Origin of the sequence: Burkholderia sp. BCC1640, from assembly GCF_902833125.1 — a bacterium.
GTDB lineage: Bacteria > Pseudomonadota > Gammaproteobacteria > Burkholderiales > Burkholderiaceae > Burkholderia > Burkholderia diffusa.
In genome coordinates, this window is record NZ_CADFEF010000042.1 from 14,072 (window position 1) to 30,122 (window position 16,051).

Here is a 16,051-nt window from a genome sequence, read left to right on the forward strand (position 1 = left end):
CAATATGGCACACAAACGGCCGATGCGGCCGGAATGGATGTCTGGATTTCTCACATGGAGTATGGAGCATGCCGAACGTGGTGGTGGTGGGCGCCCAATGGGGTGACGAAGGCAAGGGACGCGTCGTGGATTGGCTGGCGGCGCAGGCCGATCTCGTCGCACGCTACAACGGCGGCCACAACGCGGGGCATACGCTGGTCGTCGGCGGCAAGACGTACAAGCTCGCGCTGCTGCCGAGCGGCATCGTGCGCGGCAAGCGCGGCGTGATCGGCAACGGCGTGGCGCTCGATCCGGAAGCACTCCTGGCCGAGATCGGACGGATGGCCCAGCTCGGGCTGTCGGTGACGCCGGACAATCTGTCGATCGCGGAGAACGCCACGCTGGTCCTGCCGATTCACCGTGCTATCGACCAGGCGCAGGAGCGTCTGCGTCGCGAACCCATCGGCACCACGCTGCGCGGGATCGGGCCAGCTTACGAGGACAAGGTCGGGCGCCGCGGGCTGCGGGTCGCCGATCTGGCGGAGCCGTGCCAGCTTGCCGATAAGCTCGACGTGCTGGTCGATCACCACAATGCATGGTTCCGCGGCCTGGGGCTCGAGCCGTGCTCGCGCGACGCGATGCTGGCAACGCTGGTCGACATCGCGCCGAAGATCCTGCCGTTCGTGCGTCCCGTGTGGGCCGACCTCAATGACGCGAACGACCGCGGCGAGCGCATCTTGTTCGAGGGCTCGCAGGCCGTGATGCTCGACATCGACTGGGGCACGTATCCGTTCGTGACGTCGTCGGGCACCGTTGCATCGGCCGCGGCGGCCGGCACGGGCCTCGGCGCGTCCAAACTCGGCCATGTGCTGGGTGTGACCAAGGCGTACGCGACACGCGTCGGCGGCGGACCGTTCCTCACCGAACTGACCGACGCCACCGGCGAAGCGCTGCGCGCGCGTGGCCAGGAGTTCGGCGTCAACACGGGCCGGTCGCGCCGCTGCGGATGGCTCGACGCCGCGCAGTTGCGGCAGGCGGTGCGGATTTCGGGCATCGATTCACTCGCGCTCACCAAGCTCGACGTGCTCGACGGCGTCAAGTCGATCCAGCTGTGCGTCGGCTACGAACTTGACGGCGCACGTGTCGACCATCTGCCCGCGAGCCTCGATGCGCAGGCGCGCGCAACGCCCGTCTACGAAACTTTCCCCGGGTGGGACGGCACCGTGAAGGGAGTACGTGAGCGCGCGGCGTTGCCGCGTGCCGCACTGGATTTCATCGCGCGCGTCGAGACGATCGCGGGCGTGTCCGTGTCGATGATCACGACCGGCGCCGAGCGCGACGACACGATCGTGCTGCGCAATCCCTTCGACCCGATCTGAGCGCGACGCTACACGCGCGATGTGTGCCCCGGCAGGCCGCGATGCGGCCTGCAACGATCCGGTGCCGGTCGTCCTTCGACATGCGGCGCCGCATGAGCGATCACCCGCCGATGCGGCGCACGGCAAACTGGACACGTCTGCACCGCTGCGGTACTGTTCCGCACAATTCGCGCCAGACCGGAACGTGCCGGGGCGGGCGCCGCTGCAAGGCGATTTCAATCCCGGGGACATGTCGATGGACACGTTACAGATGATGCGCATTTTCGTCCGGGTGGCGGAGGAGGGCAGCTTCACGAGCGCGGCCCAGCGCCTGGACATCACCACCGCCTACGCATCGCGCTCGGTCGCGCAACTCGAAACGCACCTGCGCACCCGTCTGCTCAACCGGAGCACGCGCCGCATCGCATTGACGGATGCCGGACAGCGCTATCTCGACCGCTGCCAGCGCATCCTCGGCTATATCGACGAAGCGGAAGCCGAGGCGGCCGACGCGCAGGCGAAGCCGTCGGGCCGCTTGCATGTGCATGCGACGACCAGTTTCGGTCAGGCCTACCTGGTGCCGGCGGTGGTGCGATACCGGAAGCGTTATCCGTCGGTGGCCGTCGAGCTCACGCTGTCGCAGCACGTGCCCGACATCATCGACGAAGGCTACGACGTGTCGCTCCAATTGAGCGCGACGGAGCTGCCCGACTCGGGGCTGGTGTCGCAGCGGCTCGGCGATGTGCACAGCGTGCTGTGTGCGTCGCCGGCATACCTGAAGGAACGGGGCACGCCGCGCACCGTGCGCGATCTCGAATCGCATGCGTGCCTGCAGATCGTCACGCCGATCTTTCCGCGCGACCGGTGGCATCTCGACGGCCCTGATGGTCGCGAGACGTTCGAACTGCCGCTGCCGGATTTCCAGGTCAATATCGCCGATGCGCTCGGCGCCGCATTGCGCGCCGGCCTCGGGATCGGCTCATTGCCGATGTCGACCGCGGTGCCTGCACTGGCGAGCGGTGCGCTGGTTCGCGTGTTGCCCGAGTACCGGCTGCAGAAGCTGACGGTCTATACGCTGTATGCGTCGCGCCAGTACCTCGATGCAAAGATCCGCACGTTCGTCGATTTCCTGCGCGAATGCGTGCCCGAAATGCTGTCTGCCGACGAGGCGGCGCTGCGCGGTTCCTGCGAGTCCTGAGCGAAGGTGGACAACGAGTGACGGGTCGAATGACCCGGCACTCGCAAACGCGGTCCGTGAATCGACGTTCGGCCGCACAGGATATTTTTCATACCGAACTTGATGACGAGGGCGCGGCCGAGCTTTCGAAACGGTGGTGTATTGCGGAGCCGGCCGTGGCACTCACATTCCGTCGTGCGCTTCGGTGTCGAACCCGTGACGCGCGAGACGGTCGCATAACGCATTCGCTCCATAAAACGACGACGCCACGGCTGCAAGGCCGTGGCGTTCGCTTCATGTGCATCGCAGCTCAGCAGCGGTGGAGATCCGCTGCGATATTACTGCTGCTTGTCCCAGAGCGTGCGCCCGAAGAACGTGAGTGTGCGATCCCACGCGATCTGCGACCACACCGGATCGAACTGCGTGCCGCCGATGCGGCCCGGGCCGACAGCCGTTTCGTTCGCGAACCCGTGATGCGCGAGATAGCGGTGGAATTCGACGTTGACCTTTGCGTCGGTCAGCTTCTTCTCCAGCGCATCGACCTGGTCGATCGCGAAGAACGCATCCTGCGTGCCCCAGTGGCCCATCAGCGGCACTTTGATCTTCGACGGATCGAGGTAGTCGAGCGGGGGGAAGCCATACCAGGTAACGCCGGCGTCCGCATCGGCGAACTGCAGCGACAGCAGCGTGAGAGCGCCGCCCATGCAGAAGCCGGTGATCGCCACGCGCGACGCGCGCGTCTTCAGGTATTGCACCGCGCCGGGAATGTCCTGCGATGCCGCATCGCCGAAATCGAGGCCCGTCATCAGGTGATGCGCTTCTTCCTCCTCGACGGTCGACTTGCCGCGATACAGGTCGGGCACGAGCGCAATGTAGCCGCAGCGCGCGAGGCGATCGGCGACGCCGCGAATCTGGTCATTCAGGCCCCACCACTCCTGAATGACGACGACCGCGGGTGCACCTTCGGTCTTTTCCGGCGTGGCGAGGTAGCCCTGCAGTTCCTGGCCGTCCGGACGGCGAAACGTGATCATGGAACCGGATGTTTGAGACATGAAACCGCTCCTTTTCGAAAAATGCGATGAGTGCGGCATCGGATCGGCCAGCGAGTGGGTATGCCCGGTGAGTCGAGGCTTCGCTCGCGTTCGCTTCGGCCGGCGCCGACCACGCGGCCATTCTATGCGCAAACGCCGGCGGTCTGCGTGAACGGCGCGTTGCGGCGGCCGATCCGCGCCCACGCGTCGGTTGGGCTGCGTGCAGCGCGCATGTCGCGTGCACCGAAAGCGAAACACCCCGCCCCGGTGAACGGGAGCGGGGTGCTTCGTCGGCAGCGGGCGTATCGCGGTATGCGCAGCGTGCGGCGGTCTTACTGACCGAAATAGACCGAGTCGTGAGCGTTCTGCTTGACCGCGATCGCGCGGCCAGTACGCACGCCGGCCGCAGCCTGTGCGCCGTAACCCGTCGAGTCGCTGTTCGTCACGCGTGCCTGCGCGGTCTGCAGCGCATTCGGATAGTGGACGTCGGACACTTCCGGCTTGTACCCGGCCTGTTCGAGCTGGACGAGTTCTGCGCGGACCTGAGCGCGCGTCAGTTGGTCCGATGGGTTCGACTGAGCGAATGCGCCAAGGGATGCGGACAGGGCAGCAGCAGCGGCGACTGCGTAGATGAACGACTTCATGGTGACCTCCGGTTTTCGTAGATTTCGCGCTTCGCTGGTTACGTTGAGCGGTTGATTGCATCGTAGCGATCGCGATACCGGTCGGAAATACGCGTTCCAGCGAATAATTATTGCAACTGGGTAAACGATTCAAGGGAGAAATGGGGTTTTGTCTGATGATTGTTGGGGTGCATGATGGCGGTCGCGGGTTGCAGTTGGCGCAGCATCGTCGGAGGACCGGATGAATTCGCAAGGCATGTTGGCGCAGAACCGATGGGCGGGCGCGCTCCGGGAGGGCGACCGCAGGCCGATCCCGTTCGGTAGATGGTCAAATTGAATCGGATACCGAAGTATCGATGGCGGGCACGGAAATTCGCTTGCCCAATCGCTTTGCAATTGAGACAGGACTTTGCCTTCATACGCCGACGGGAATGTTCGTGCCGTTTCGCTGCGCGTCTCGCATTACCCTTGGACGACCGCCTGTCGTTTCCGGTATTCGGCAGGTTTGATCCCGACATGCCTGGAACGACTGACTGAGCGTATAGACATTCGCGAAGCCGAATTTCGCGGTGACCTGCTTCGGCGTTTCATGGCCGTTTTCGAGCAACTGGCGGGTTGCTGAGACACGGGACGCTTCGACCCAACGCGGCCGATGTGCTGGTCGACAAGGATCCGCGTTTCCAGGCAGGCAATTTCTGCAACGTGATCCGATCGTCGGCGTGGGCCGGCCGATCGGTCGGTGGTGGGGAGGGACGCATGCCACACTTGATGCCCGAGACGGGCGGGTGCCGCTTTGCCAATAGTTATTCATCAGAAAAATTGTTACGTGACAACTTCATGACGTCAGCGCGCGGTTTGATATATGTGATTTCGCGATTTCCGCTCCACGGCGAATCTTCAACCACGCGTGATGGGGCAGGGCCGCGAGCAGGAAAGCCGCTTCGCCGCCACTAGGAACCGCCGGCCGTCGGGGGCGGCCACCGACCGAATTCGCCCGTCTTCGGCAAAACGCCTATAATGATTGGGCAAATTGCCGGAGAAGAGCCATGAGTACGATCGCGTTTCATCCGTCGGGCGTTGCGCACCCGCGCCAGGCCGAGTTCACGATCCTCGAGCAGCTGCTCGCGATTCGCGTGCGCTCGGGCGCCGATCTCGCCGAGCTGGCGAGCGCGCGCGTCGACGTCGCGGTGATCGACCGGCTGTCGGAGCGCGGCCTGAAGTCCGATGAACTCGCTTTCATCATCCCGCGGCGCACGCTGAGCCATCGCCGCCAGGCGCACGAGCGCCTGTCACCGGAGGAATCCGACAAGGCGATCCGGTTGGCGCGCATCGTCGCACAGGCGACGGCCACGTTCGGCGACCAGGACAAGGCGATGGCGTGGCTGCGCAACGGGCTCCAGCGCTTCGGCGGACGCACGTCGCTCGACATGTCGAGTACCGAGCATGGCGCGCGACTCGTCGAAGAAGCCCTCACGCAGATCGACGAGGGGTACTTCGCTTGACGACGCTGTGGCGGATCAGCAATTACGCGGACCTGAAAGGCGTCGGCGGATTGCGGGCCGGCGGGCGCTGGCATTTTGCCGGGCAGCCTGTCGTCTACCTCGCCGAGCATCCGGCGCTCGCGCTGCTCGAGACGCTCGTTCACTTCGAAATCGCTACCGTCGCGCAATTGCCGAGCGGATACCAGTTGCTTCGCATCGAGGTGCCTGAATCGGTGGACGTCGCCGAGATCGCGGATGGCGATGCGCCGGCCGACTGGCGAGAGAACGTCGACTGGACCCGCAGTGCCGGGACCGAGTGGTTGCATACGCAACCGAGCGCCTTGCTGCGCGTCCCGAGCGTCGTCGTGCCGCACGCGCATAACTTCCTGTTGAATCCGCTGCATCCTGCCGCATCCGACATCCGCATCGCGGAAGTCATTCAGTCGCCGTATGACACCCGTATTCTGCGGCTGATCCAGTCGAACAAGGGCGAATAGGACTGACCGCACGTCGTTGCGTGCACAACGCCGATCAGCATTCTCGCGTGTACGGTCGGCGCCCGCATCGGGTGCCCGCGTCAGCCGGATTCGCGTAACCGTTCACAAGCTGGCGAGACCAAGCATCGCGCTGACATCGGCATGCGGATGTCCGTCGAGCAACGGGCGGCGCGCATATGTGTTGCGCAGCACGTGTGGACTCAGGTCGGCTGCGTGAAAGCCGCTCGCGTGCAGCTAGGCAAGCGGCCGCGCAGCTCGAAGTCGCCGATGATCGTGCCGGTCTGCGGTTCGAAGCGGGCACGGCGCTGCGCGTCACCGACATGGAACATGAAGGCGGCGCATGGAAGCAACGATCGACGAACAGAACGACCACGCATCGTGGCAAGTGGCCGGGATTTTTCGATTTACTCTGTGATGTCGATTGCGGTCGCGCGCTGACCAGCCGCGAGGCGGAGCCGTTCGGCGTCTGCTGGATGACGGCATTCGACAAAATCGACGGCGATCCCGGCGTGCATGTCCGACGACATCGAGCTGATCGCGAGAAGCCAGATTATCTGGCTGCACCGACGGCTGGCCGACACACGTTCTTTGGGATGCCTACAGGAATGGTCGCGTTCCGTGCTAGCAGATACTTCGTGCGCCGATGCATGCCATCGAGCGACGCCAATCACGCGCCGAGCGCGATGTTTGTCAAACAGTGTGAGTCAATCGTCAGCATTTGCAACTGAAGTAACAGTCCCCGCAATTCGATGGTTTTGGACGTTGGCGCGGCTACATTAGCTCCACCTGCCGCACGTCGCGGCGAGGCATGCGACCAGCCGCACGAAGGCGGCCCGCAGCAACAACGTCTTTGGGGAGAATGACCATGAACAAGATTCGCACGATTCTGCTTGGTGCCGCGCTGACGGCAATCGCATCGGCTGCTTTCGCACAAACGGCGCAGACGGGCGCGGAAGGTTCCGCCGGCGTCGGCGCACAAGTCCAGACGCCGCTGCTCGGCGGTGGTGTGGGCGTGCAGGCAGGTGCAGGCGCGAATGCCGCGGGCTCGGGTTCGGGCGCAGGCAATCTCGTCGGCGGTGCGCTGAACGGCGTGGGCAAGACGGTTGGCGGCGTCGGCTCGGCAGCGGGCAACGCGGTCGGTGGTGCAACGCAGGCAGTTGGCTCGGCAGCCGGCTCGGCGAAGGATGCCGCGGCATCGGCCGTGCACGCGACGAAGTCGCACGTGAAGCATGTCGCGAACTCCGCGAAGAGCCACGTGCAAGGCGCGGTATCGACGGCGGGTGACGTCGCCGGCGGCGCGAAGGCGAAGGCCGGCGAAGCGCTCGAGGGCGCGACGAACGCGGTGCAGGGCGGCGCTTCGGTCGGCGTGAAGGGTTCGGCGTCGGCACAAGGCGGCGCGCTGTAAGCGATACGCTTCTCGCCAAGGCCCGGCCCGCTTCGATGCGGGCCGGGCTTTTTTCATTGGGCGCGCCGCGCATCGTGGTCGCGTTGGTGTGCCGTGGATCGAAACGGGCGGTCCGCGCACCCTCTGCCCATTGCCTGCCCGCCGTGCTTAAATAGCGAGGCTCCCGATCGCCGGGCCGCCCTCGGGCGGCGCAGGTCGATTCAGGCAAGCATGTCCGATCGGCATCGTGACGACAGACGACTCCAAAGTGTCGCCCCGGCCTGCCCGGCGTGGTCCGATAACATTCCGAGGCATCACGATCATGACCATCCTGTTTCGTCTTCTCGCGCTCGCTTGCGTATTGTGGCTCGCGGCGTGCGCGTCGCCGCCCCCGACTTCCGCGAGCGCACCGGCCAGCCAGGATGCCGGCGAACGTCGCGGGCTCGGCACCGCGTGGGGCGAGTCGGTGCATTCCGAAACCCGCAAGGTCGATTTCAAACGCGCGGATCCGACGACGCCGACGGATCTCGCGTCGGTCTACTACAACGATGCACTGCCCGGGCATCCGCCCGCGTCGCGGATTCGCCGGTTGCCGACGCGCGTCGTGCTCGCGAACGGCGACATCGCGTTGTCGTTTACGGACGAGAAAGGCGCGCCGCTGCGTCTCGCGCGCAGCGACGGCCGCTGGCACATGGCGGGTGTCGAAGGCGCACGCTACATGATCGTGCTGCGCAACCAGGGGCGCCGCGCGTTCGAGGTCGTGTCGACGGTCGACGGGCTCGACGTGCTGTCGGGGCGGCCGGGCAGCTATGCGAATGGTGGCTACGTGCTGTATCCGGGCCGTACGCTGACGATCGAGGGCTTCCGCAAGAGCCGCGATGAAGTCGCCGCATTCCGCTTCGCGTCGGTGCCCGACAGCTACGTCGCGAATTCGAAGTACGGCGATACGGCGAACGTCGGCGTGATCGGCGTCGCGCTGTTCGCACAGAAGGAAAGCGATGAGGAAGCGTTGCGTCGCAATGCGAATCCGTTCCCGGGCAACGACGACGGCTTTGCGCCGCCACCCGCGCCGCGCCGCGAGTGACACGCACGGGACGAATGTCGAGGGTGCCGTCGGCCGTCGACTTCGGAAGATCATCCGAGGCATCGCGACCGCCGTGTTTCGGGGTGCAGGTTCGTCGAGGCTGCGCGATCACGCGCGGATTGAGGGCGTGGGGGCGTGCACCTTCCCGACGCCCGCTTTCAGGTACCATCCCGACCCGCTGGTGACAGGTGGCATCATCGCCCGGACGAGCGTTGCATCGCGACGATGCAACGGCGACGGTCCGGTTCGTACCTCGCCCGCGTTGCGTCGCTCGACGGCGCACAATGCTTGTCGACATCGCCCCTTCGTCCTGAAACAGAGGAATCTTCGTGAAGTTCATCCACGCGGCAGACATTCATCTTGACAGCCCGTTGCACGGCCTGAGCGCGTATCCCGACGCGCCGGCCGCGCAGTTGCGCAACGCGTCGCGCGAGGCGCTGCGGCAGCTCGTGGATCGTGCGATCGAAGAGGCGGTCGCGTTCCTCGTGATCGCCGGCGACCTGTACGACGGCGACTGGAAGGACCACAACACCGGCATTTTCTTCGGCCAGCAAATGGGTCGCCTGCGCAAGGCCGGCATTCGCGCATTCGTGCTCGGCGGCAATCACGATGCCGAAAGCGAGATGACGAAGAAGCTGACCTTGCCCGACAACGTCACCGTGTTCGGCCATCGCAAGCCGGAAACCCATCGGCTGCCGGAATTCGACGTCGCGCTGCACGGGCAGAGCTTCAAGGACAAGGCCGTCGTCGACAATCTCGCGATCGGCTATCCGGATCCCGTGCCGGGTCATTACAACGTCGGCGTACTGCACACCGCGCTCGAAGGCTATGCGGCGCATGCGAACTATGCGCCGTGCACGCTGGCGGAACTGCGCGCGAAGGGCTACGACTACTGGGCGCTCGGCCACGTGCACGAGTTCCAGCAATGGTCGGGGCCGTCGACCGTCGTGTTTCCCGGCAACCTGCAGGGTCGCCATATCCGCGAGACGGGCCGCCGCGGCGCGGTGCTCGTGACGGTCGAGCAGGGGCGCACGCAGGTCGAGCGCCTGTACCTCGACGTGCTGCGCTGGGAAGCGCTGTCGGTCGACGCATCCGATTGCTTCACGGTCGCCGACCTGTCGAGAAAGATCGGCCAGTCGCTGGAGGCGCTGTTGACCGTCGACGGTCACGTGCCGCGCGCGGTGCGCGTGACGGTCACGGGGCGCACGCCCGCGCACGGTCTTTTCTTCGGCCGTGCGCCGCAATTGCGCGCGGAGGTGCTGAACCAGATCGGCATCATCGGCAACGAACGGCTGTGGCTGGAGAAGGTCCGTCTCGCGACATCCGCGCCCGAGCAGCCGCAGGGCGAGAGCGAGCAACTCGAGGCGCTGGAGGATCTGAAGCAGATCCTGGCCGACGCCGCGCACGATCCGGATTTTCTCGCGCTGCTCGAACGCGACCTGAAGCCGTTCGTCGGCAAGGTGCGCAGCGACGTGAAGGAAGAGGTGCCGCTGCTGACGATGGCGCGCGCGGGCGAACTCACGGCGCTGGTCGAGCAGGTCGGTCCCGCGTTGCTCGCGCGGCTGGCGAGGGGGGAATAAGCGATGCGCATCAGCCAGCTCGATCTAATCAAGTACGGCAAGTTCACCGACGAGACGCTGCGCTTTCCGTCGGCGGGACAGGATTTTCACGTGATCGTGGGGCCGAACGAGGCCGGCAAGTCGACGATCCGGACGGCCGTGTCGGAACTGCTGTTCGGGATGAAACTGCAGACGCCGCTCGACTTCCTGCATGCGACGCCCGATCTGCGGATCGGCGGCGTGCTGGAGGGGGGCACCGGCGCGCTCGCATTTCATCGCGCCCGCGGGCGCAGCCCGTTGCGCACGCCCGCCGACGACAAGCTGCCGGACGACTATCTCGCGGCCATCCTCGACGGCGCGACGCGCGAGTTTTTCGAGCAGATGTTCGGGCTTGATCATGGGCGGCTCGTCGACGGCGGCCGGAGCATTCTCGATGCGTCCGACAAGCTCGGCCAGGTGCTGTTCGAATCGGCGGCGGGTGTCGGCACGCTCGGGCCCGTGCGCGAGGAGCTCGACGCGCGTGCGGGTGAGCTGTGGGCGCCGCGACGCAGCGGCAGCGCGTTCGCGCAGGCCGAGATGTCGTTCAACGAAGCGGTCGGCGAACTGAAGGCGGTCCAGGTGCGCACGCGTGACTGGGTCGATCGCAAGGAGGCGCGCGATGCGGTCGAGCAGGAGATCGAGCACGCGCGCGTGGAGCAGCGCCGCCTCGAAGCGCTGCGTTCGAAGCTCGAGCGTGTGCGGCGGCTGGCGCCATACCTGAAGGAACTGACGATCAAGGAAGCGGCGCTTGCCGAACTGGGCACCGTCGTCGAGCTGCCGCCGACCGCGTATACCGACTTGCTGAAAGCGCAAGGCGATCTCGCGGCGGAACAGAAGGTGCTCGAGGAGCGTCGCACGGACCTGTTCGCGAAACGCCAGGCGCGCGATGCGATCGATCCGGACGCCGATGCGCTGGCGCTCGAAGGCGACATCGAAGCGCTCGACCGGTTGCGCGGCGCATGCATGAATCACGCTCAGGATCTGCTGTTGCTCGGCGCGGACGTGGAGCGGCATCTGACCGCCGCGGGCTCCGCGGCCGCGCAGCTCGGCTGGCCGACCGACGAGGCGTCGCTGCGTGCGGCACTGCCGACCGCGCTGTCGCTGAAGACTGTCGCGAATCTCTTGCGCGACCACGGCGCGCTGCATCAGGCGCTGGCCGGTGCGCGGGAATCGCTCGACGAACGCATGCAGGAACTCGCGCAGGCGCAGGAACAACTCGCGCGTCTGTCTACCGTCGATGTGCCGGAAGTGCTTCGTGCCGCGCTCGCCGATGCGCAGGGCTTTCGCGGCAGCGGCCAGCGCGAACTGGCGCTCGAGCGCGACATTGCCGCCGCCGAGCGCACGCTCGCCGACGCGCTCGATGCGCTCGGCCAGTGGCGCAGGCCGGTCGACGCGCTGCGTGTGCTCGACGTGCCGTCGGCGGCGCGGCTCGGTGCGCTGCTCAACGAAGCAAGCGAGCGCGCGAGCGCGGCGGCCGCCGCGCGTGATGCACGGGACGGCGCGCAGGAAGAATACGAACGGCTCGAACTGCAGGAGAGACATTTCGCGGAGACCCACAAGGTCGTCACGACTGCCGAAGTGCTGGCGGCGCGCGCGCGTCGCGACGGCGCGTGGGGCGACATCCGCAACGGTGTGGTCGATCTGGCAACGGGCGCGCCGGTCGTCGACGATGCGATCCGGCTCGCCGACGAACTCGTCGACGCGCAGCTCGGCGCCACGCAAGCGGCGGCGACGCTGCAATCGCTGCGTCAACAGGTCGAATCCGCGCGTGCCGTGTTGATGCGCCGGCAGGCGGCCATGGACGAGCGCGAACGCGAGCTCGCCGTGCATCGCGATGCGTGGTCCGAACTGGCGACGACGGCCGGCGTGCCCGGCATGCCGCTGGCGGCGATGGGCGACTGGCTCGCGAAGCGCGACACGGTGTTTGCCGCGCAGTTCGAACTTGACCGCCAGCGCCGCGAATTCGCGACGATCCGCGATGCACGCGCCGGCGCGGAAGCCGCGTTGCGTTCGGCGCTGCGCCTGGTCTCGCGCGGCGGCGACGCCGACGGGTTGGCGGCACTCATCGCGATCGCCGAGACGTTCGTGCAGTCGGCGGAGAAGACGCTTGCGCAGAAGGACAGCCTCGAGGACCGCGCGCGCGAAGCCGAACGCGGATGCGCGACGGCCCGTTCGCGCGCGGGCCAGGCCCAGGCCGCCTACGATGCGTGGCAAGCACAATGGCGCGACGCGCTCGCCGACGCGAAGCTGTCCGCGAACGCGGTGACGCTGGCTGCGGCGGAAGGGGCGCTCGGGCTCGCGAATGCGGTGACGGAAGAGCTGGCCGCCGCCGATGCGCCGCGCAACCGGATCGCCGCGATTCGTGCCGAGCTGGCTGCGCTCGAGGCCGGCGCCCGGCGGCTGGCCGAAGCGCTCGAACCCGAATGGCTGGCGAGCGGCAACTGGCTGGACGTCGCGCGCCGGTTGACGATGCGCGTGGCGGCCGCACGGGAAACCGCGCGTGCAATCGATCGTGCCGACGACGCGGTGCGGCAGGCCGAGGGCAAGGTCGCCGATGCCGCCGCCGCGGTGGCGGGTGCGGACGCACGCATTCAGCCGTTGCTGCAACTGGCCGGCGTCGCGTCGATCGACGCGGCGCTGCCGCTGGCCGAACGATCGGATCGCCAGCGCCAGCTTCGACAGGCCGTCGATGCCGCGAAGGAGGCACTGGTGCGCGATGGCGACGGGTTGTCCCAGTCGGCCGTCGAGGCCGAGGTCGCGGAACAGGACATCGCCGACGTGCCCGCGCATCTCGAGGCGGTGAAGCAGTCGCTCGACGACGTCGGCAAGCGCCTGAACGCGCTCGCGCAACAGCAGGTCGTCGCCCAGCAGGCATTCGGCGCGATCGACGGCCAGGCGAACGCGGCCGTGGCCGAGGCGAAGCGGCAGGAAGCGCTGGCCGCGATGGGCGACGCGGCTGAACAGTATCTGGAAGCAGCGACCGCGAGCCGTCTGCTGAAGTGGGCGACCGATCGCTATCGCGACCAGAAGCAGGGGCCGATGCTGCGCCGCGCGGGCGAGATTTTCGCGGGGCTGACGCTGGGCGAATTCGCGCGGCTGACCGTCGACACCGAACGGACGCCGCCTGCGCTGTACGCGCGACGCACGAAGGGCACGTCGGTCGAGGTCGCCGGCCTGAGCGAAGGGACGCGCGATCAGTTGTTCCTCGCGCTGCGGATCGCGGCGCTCGAATTGCAGCTCGCGAGCAGGACCGCGCTGCCGTTCGTTGCCGACGATCTGTTCATCAACTTCGACGATGCGCGCGCGAAGGCGGGACTCGAGGCACTGCGCGATCTGTCGACGCGAACGCAGGTGCTGTTTCTGACGCACCACGATCACCTGCTGCCGCTCGTGCGCGACGTGTTCGGCGCGCAGGTGAACGTGGTGGGGCTGGAGCGCGAGGCGGCCGGCGCATGACGGCGCGCGTCCCGATGTTCCGATATGTGGGAATGGTCATCGCGTACAGGTAGTATGTGCGGTTCCGAAACGCACGCGACCGGTTCAGCCGGTCGCGGGTCCGGCCACACGAGGGATCAACATGAACAAGCTGGTAGCTGCCATCGCGTTCGCGGCGGACAAGCATCGCAATCAGCGGCGCAAGGACGATGAGGCATCGCCGTACATCAACCATCCGATCGCGCTGGCCGCCGTGCTGGCCAACGAGGCCGGCATCGAGGACGAGCGCGTGATCGTCGCGGCGGTGTTGCACGACACGATCGAGGATACGGAGACCACCGAGCAGGAGCTGCTGCGGCTGTTCGGCAAGGACGTCGCGGACATCGTGATGGAAGTCACCGACGACAAGTCGTTGCCGAAGGACGAGCGCAAGCGCCTGCAGATCGAGCATGCGGCGACCATCAGCCGGCGCGCGAAGCTCGTGAAGCTCGCCGACAAGATCTGCAACCTGCGTGACATCGCGCGACATCCACCCGCGGACTGGCCCCTCGAGCGCAAGCAGGCGTACTTCGACTGGGCGAAGTCGGTCGTCGACCGGATGCGCGGCGTGCATCCGGGCCTCGAAGGGATCTTCGACGCCGCGTATGACGCGCGGCCGGCGGACTGACGCACAGCCATGCAGGCGGCCCGATCCCGCTCCCGATCAGTCGCGCGGTCGTTGCCCGCGGTGGCGGGCGTCGACGTGGGCGGCGACAAGAAGCGATGCGATCTCGTGATCTTGCGCGGCGCGACGATCGTTTGCCGCGAGGAGCGGATCGTGCCCGAAGCGCTGCCTTCACTGTGTATCGAGCATGACGTGGTGGCGGTCGGCGTCGACGCACCGAGCCTTTGGTGGACGGGCAGCGGACGCCGGGCTGCCGAGCAGGCGCTCGCGCGTGAACGGATCTCGTGTTTTCCGACGCCATCGCGCGAGCAGGCCGTGGCCAGCACGTCGGGCTTCTTCGACTGGATGTTCATGGGAGAGCGCGTCTACCGCGCGCTGGCCGACGCCTATCCGCTGCTGACCGACGCGCGCTATGCCGGCGGGCGCGTGAGCTTCGAGACTTATCCGTACGCGATTACCTGCGCGTTGCTTGGCAAGGCGATCGCGTCGGCGAAGCAGAAACGCAGCCAGCGCCGGCAATTGCTGACCCAACTCGGGATCGACGTGTCGACACTGCGATCGGTCGACGCGCGGGACGCGACGTTGTGCGCATTGACCGCGCAATACGTGATCGACGGAAACGCGCACGCATACGGCGATGCGGAAGGCGGGTATATCCGTGTGCCGATCGTCGGCGAGACGATCGTTCTCGATACGCTCTAGTCACGGGCTGCGGCTTGCCGATACGCGTGAACCCGCGACGGGAAGGTGAGCTCTTTCGGGAGAAGCATTGGACATGTCGATGTCGAGGTGTCGAGTAGCGACAGCCGGTCGGCATGTGCGAGGCGGCTGGCGTGCGCAACATGCAACATATATGCAGTTGACGCAGCGCGCGCCTCTCGGCCGGGATGCTCAGTCTTCGAGAATGGACTTCGGCACGCTGGAGAGATCGCAGGCAGCCGCTTGCTCGAAATAGCCTTGCGCATCGTCGATCATCACGACCGCGACGTCGATCAGTTCGTCGAGTCGCTGCAGCAGCGATTCGCGCCATTCGATGTCTTCGTCGCGCTCGGGCGTTTTGTCGAGCTGCTCGATGATCGAGTCGGCCGTCTGCAGGAACGGGATTGCCTGTTGATAGTTTTCGATCGAGACCATCGCTGCGTTGCGCGCGCCGACGAGTCGTTCACGATGCTCGTCCGCCAGGTCGGAGACACCGCTGATGCGGGGCAGGACATTCGAGATACGTTGCAGGAGCGGCGGGACCTGTTCTTCGAGCATGACGGCGCGCTCGCGCAGCGCGGCGTATTCATCGCGGAGATCGGCGTCGCCGGATTGAGTGGTGCTGTCCATCGTCGGTATGAGTGCGTTGTTCGATCGCGGCATGATACTCGACGACGTGCGCTCTCTTGTTTGTGCCGTGGGGTTGTGTCCGGCGCGAGGCAAATACGGAGCGCGGTTGAACAGAGGGCGTATTCAATCTGCTGTATAGGATAGGAGGAAAGAAGGACTCGCCCAGGATTCGTCGTGGGCTCCTTGCGCAGCATGCGGTATGCAGGGCGTCAGGCCGAAGCCCCCGTGCGCGGTAGCGCACGGGGGCTTTTTCAAAATATTTTCACAAAGGGGTTGCGGAGGTCGAGGCGGGTGCTTAGAATCACGCCTCTTTCGCGCTAACGGAAACGCGGCGCGGAAGGAGAAGGGAAGCGGTGCGGTCGAGGGCAGGTTGTCGAACCCCGGCGCACACGAAGTTGAACCCCCGCCGTC

14 protein-coding genes and 3 pseudogenes are annotated in these 16,051 nt (G+C 66.3%); 12 read left to right on the forward strand and 5 right to left on the reverse strand.

Annotated features, from left to right (window positions below):
* The first annotated feature begins 68 nt into the window (after positions 1-68).
* Together HWX25_RS30200 and HWX25_RS30205 are read left to right on the forward strand one after the other, a co-directional pair.
* Positions 69-1,358 (forward strand): adenylosuccinate synthase, encoded by a 1,290-nt coding sequence (locus tag HWX25_RS30200; protein WP_175912162.1) that lies wholly within the window; start codon positions 69-71, stop codon positions 1,356-1,358.
* A 235-nt stretch (positions 1,359-1,593) separates the two neighbouring features.
* Entirely contained in the window at positions 1,594-2,535 is a 942-nt protein-coding gene (locus tag HWX25_RS30205) for a LysR family transcriptional regulator (RefSeq protein ID WP_175912163.1), read from the forward strand.
* A gap of 317 nt (positions 2,536-2,852) precedes the next feature.
* On the opposite strand, the gene HWX25_RS30210 is transcribed toward HWX25_RS30205, so the two are convergent.
* From HWX25_RS30210 to HWX25_RS33570, 3 genes and pseudogenes are all read right to left on the reverse strand, one after another.
* Positions 2,853-3,566, reverse strand: a complete 714-nt coding sequence (locus tag HWX25_RS30210; RefSeq protein WP_175912165.1) for a dienelactone hydrolase family protein — start codon at positions 3,564-3,566, stop codon at positions 2,853-2,855.
* A 311-nt stretch (positions 3,567-3,877) separates the two neighbouring features.
* Positions 3,878-4,189: a DUF4148 domain-containing protein gene (locus HWX25_RS30215; protein ID WP_059697418.1), complete on the reverse strand. Its 312-nt coding sequence runs from the start codon at positions 4,187-4,189 to the stop codon at positions 3,878-3,880.
* A 441-nt stretch (positions 4,190-4,630) separates the two neighbouring features.
* Positions 4,631-4,811: pseudogene (locus HWX25_RS33570) on the reverse strand (helix-turn-helix domain-containing protein); the annotation flags it as partial.
* Positions 4,812-4,816: 5 nt separating this feature from the next.
* Here HWX25_RS33570 and HWX25_RS33575 point away from each other — a divergent pair.
* The 3 genes and pseudogenes from HWX25_RS33575 to HWX25_RS30225 all read left to right on the forward strand — a co-directional run.
* Positions 4,817-4,897 (forward strand): annotated as a pseudogene (locus tag HWX25_RS33575) (phosphohydrolase); the annotation flags it as partial.
* Between the two features lie 317 nt (positions 4,898-5,214).
* Complete coding sequence (locus HWX25_RS30220) at positions 5,215-5,670, forward strand: antitoxin Xre/MbcA/ParS toxin-binding domain-containing protein (protein WP_006753033.1); 456 nt, start codon at positions 5,215-5,217, stop codon at positions 5,668-5,670.
* Positions 5,667-6,146 (forward strand): RES family NAD+ phosphorylase, encoded by a 480-nt coding sequence (locus HWX25_RS30225; RefSeq protein ID WP_175912167.1) that lies wholly within the window; start codon positions 5,667-5,669, stop codon positions 6,144-6,146. Before HWX25_RS30220 ends, HWX25_RS30225 begins: the two co-directional genes overlap by 4 nt.
* Positions 6,147-6,251: 105 nt before the next feature.
* On the opposite strand, the pseudogene HWX25_RS33580 reads toward HWX25_RS30225, so the two are convergent.
* Positions 6,252-6,380: pseudogene (locus HWX25_RS33580) on the reverse strand (site-specific integrase); the annotation flags it as partial.
* Here HWX25_RS33580 and HWX25_RS33585 point away from each other — a divergent pair.
* The 7 genes from HWX25_RS33585 to HWX25_RS30260 all read left to right on the forward strand — a co-directional run bounded on the left by HWX25_RS33585 (position 6,341) and on the right by HWX25_RS30260 (position 15,013).
* Positions 6,341-6,874 (forward strand): hypothetical protein, encoded by a 534-nt coding sequence (locus tag HWX25_RS33585; RefSeq protein ID WP_244138811.1) that lies wholly within the window; start codon positions 6,341-6,343, stop codon positions 6,872-6,874. The pseudogene HWX25_RS33580 and the gene HWX25_RS33585 sit on opposite strands and share 40 nt — an antisense overlap.
* 137 nt (positions 6,875-7,011) lie before the next feature.
* Entirely contained in the window at positions 7,012-7,551 is a 540-nt protein-coding gene (locus HWX25_RS30235) for a hypothetical protein (protein WP_059530850.1), read from the forward strand.
* Between the two features lie 301 nt (positions 7,552-7,852).
* Positions 7,853-8,614: a hypothetical protein gene (locus tag HWX25_RS30240; RefSeq protein WP_175912169.1), complete on the forward strand. Its 762-nt coding sequence runs from the start codon at positions 7,853-7,855 to the stop codon at positions 8,612-8,614.
* 329 nt (positions 8,615-8,943) lie between these two features.
* The gene (locus HWX25_RS30245) at positions 8,944-10,194 is read left to right on the forward strand and encodes a DNA repair exonuclease (RefSeq protein WP_175912171.1); all 1,251 of its coding nucleotides are present in this window, start codon (positions 8,944-8,946) and stop codon (positions 10,192-10,194) included.
* Positions 10,195-10,197: 3 nt separating this feature from the next.
* Positions 10,198-13,668, forward strand: a complete 3,471-nt coding sequence (locus tag HWX25_RS30250; protein WP_175912173.1) for a YhaN family protein — start codon at positions 10,198-10,200, stop codon at positions 13,666-13,668.
* A gap of 121 nt (positions 13,669-13,789) precedes the next feature.
* Positions 13,790-14,314, forward strand: a complete 525-nt coding sequence (locus HWX25_RS30255; RefSeq protein WP_059699304.1) for an HD domain-containing protein — start codon at positions 13,790-13,792, stop codon at positions 14,312-14,314.
* A 9-nt stretch (positions 14,315-14,323) separates the two neighbouring features.
* Positions 14,324-15,013 (forward strand): DUF429 domain-containing protein, encoded by a 690-nt coding sequence (locus HWX25_RS30260; protein WP_175912174.1) that lies wholly within the window; start codon positions 14,324-14,326, stop codon positions 15,011-15,013.
* 189 nt (positions 15,014-15,202) lie between these two features.
* Here HWX25_RS30260 and HWX25_RS30265 read toward each other — a convergent pair whose 3' ends face one another.
* Positions 15,203-15,640, reverse strand: a complete 438-nt coding sequence (locus HWX25_RS30265) for an ATPase (protein ID WP_244135326.1) — start codon at positions 15,638-15,640, stop codon at positions 15,203-15,205.
* Positions 15,641-16,051: the final 411 nt, after the last annotated feature.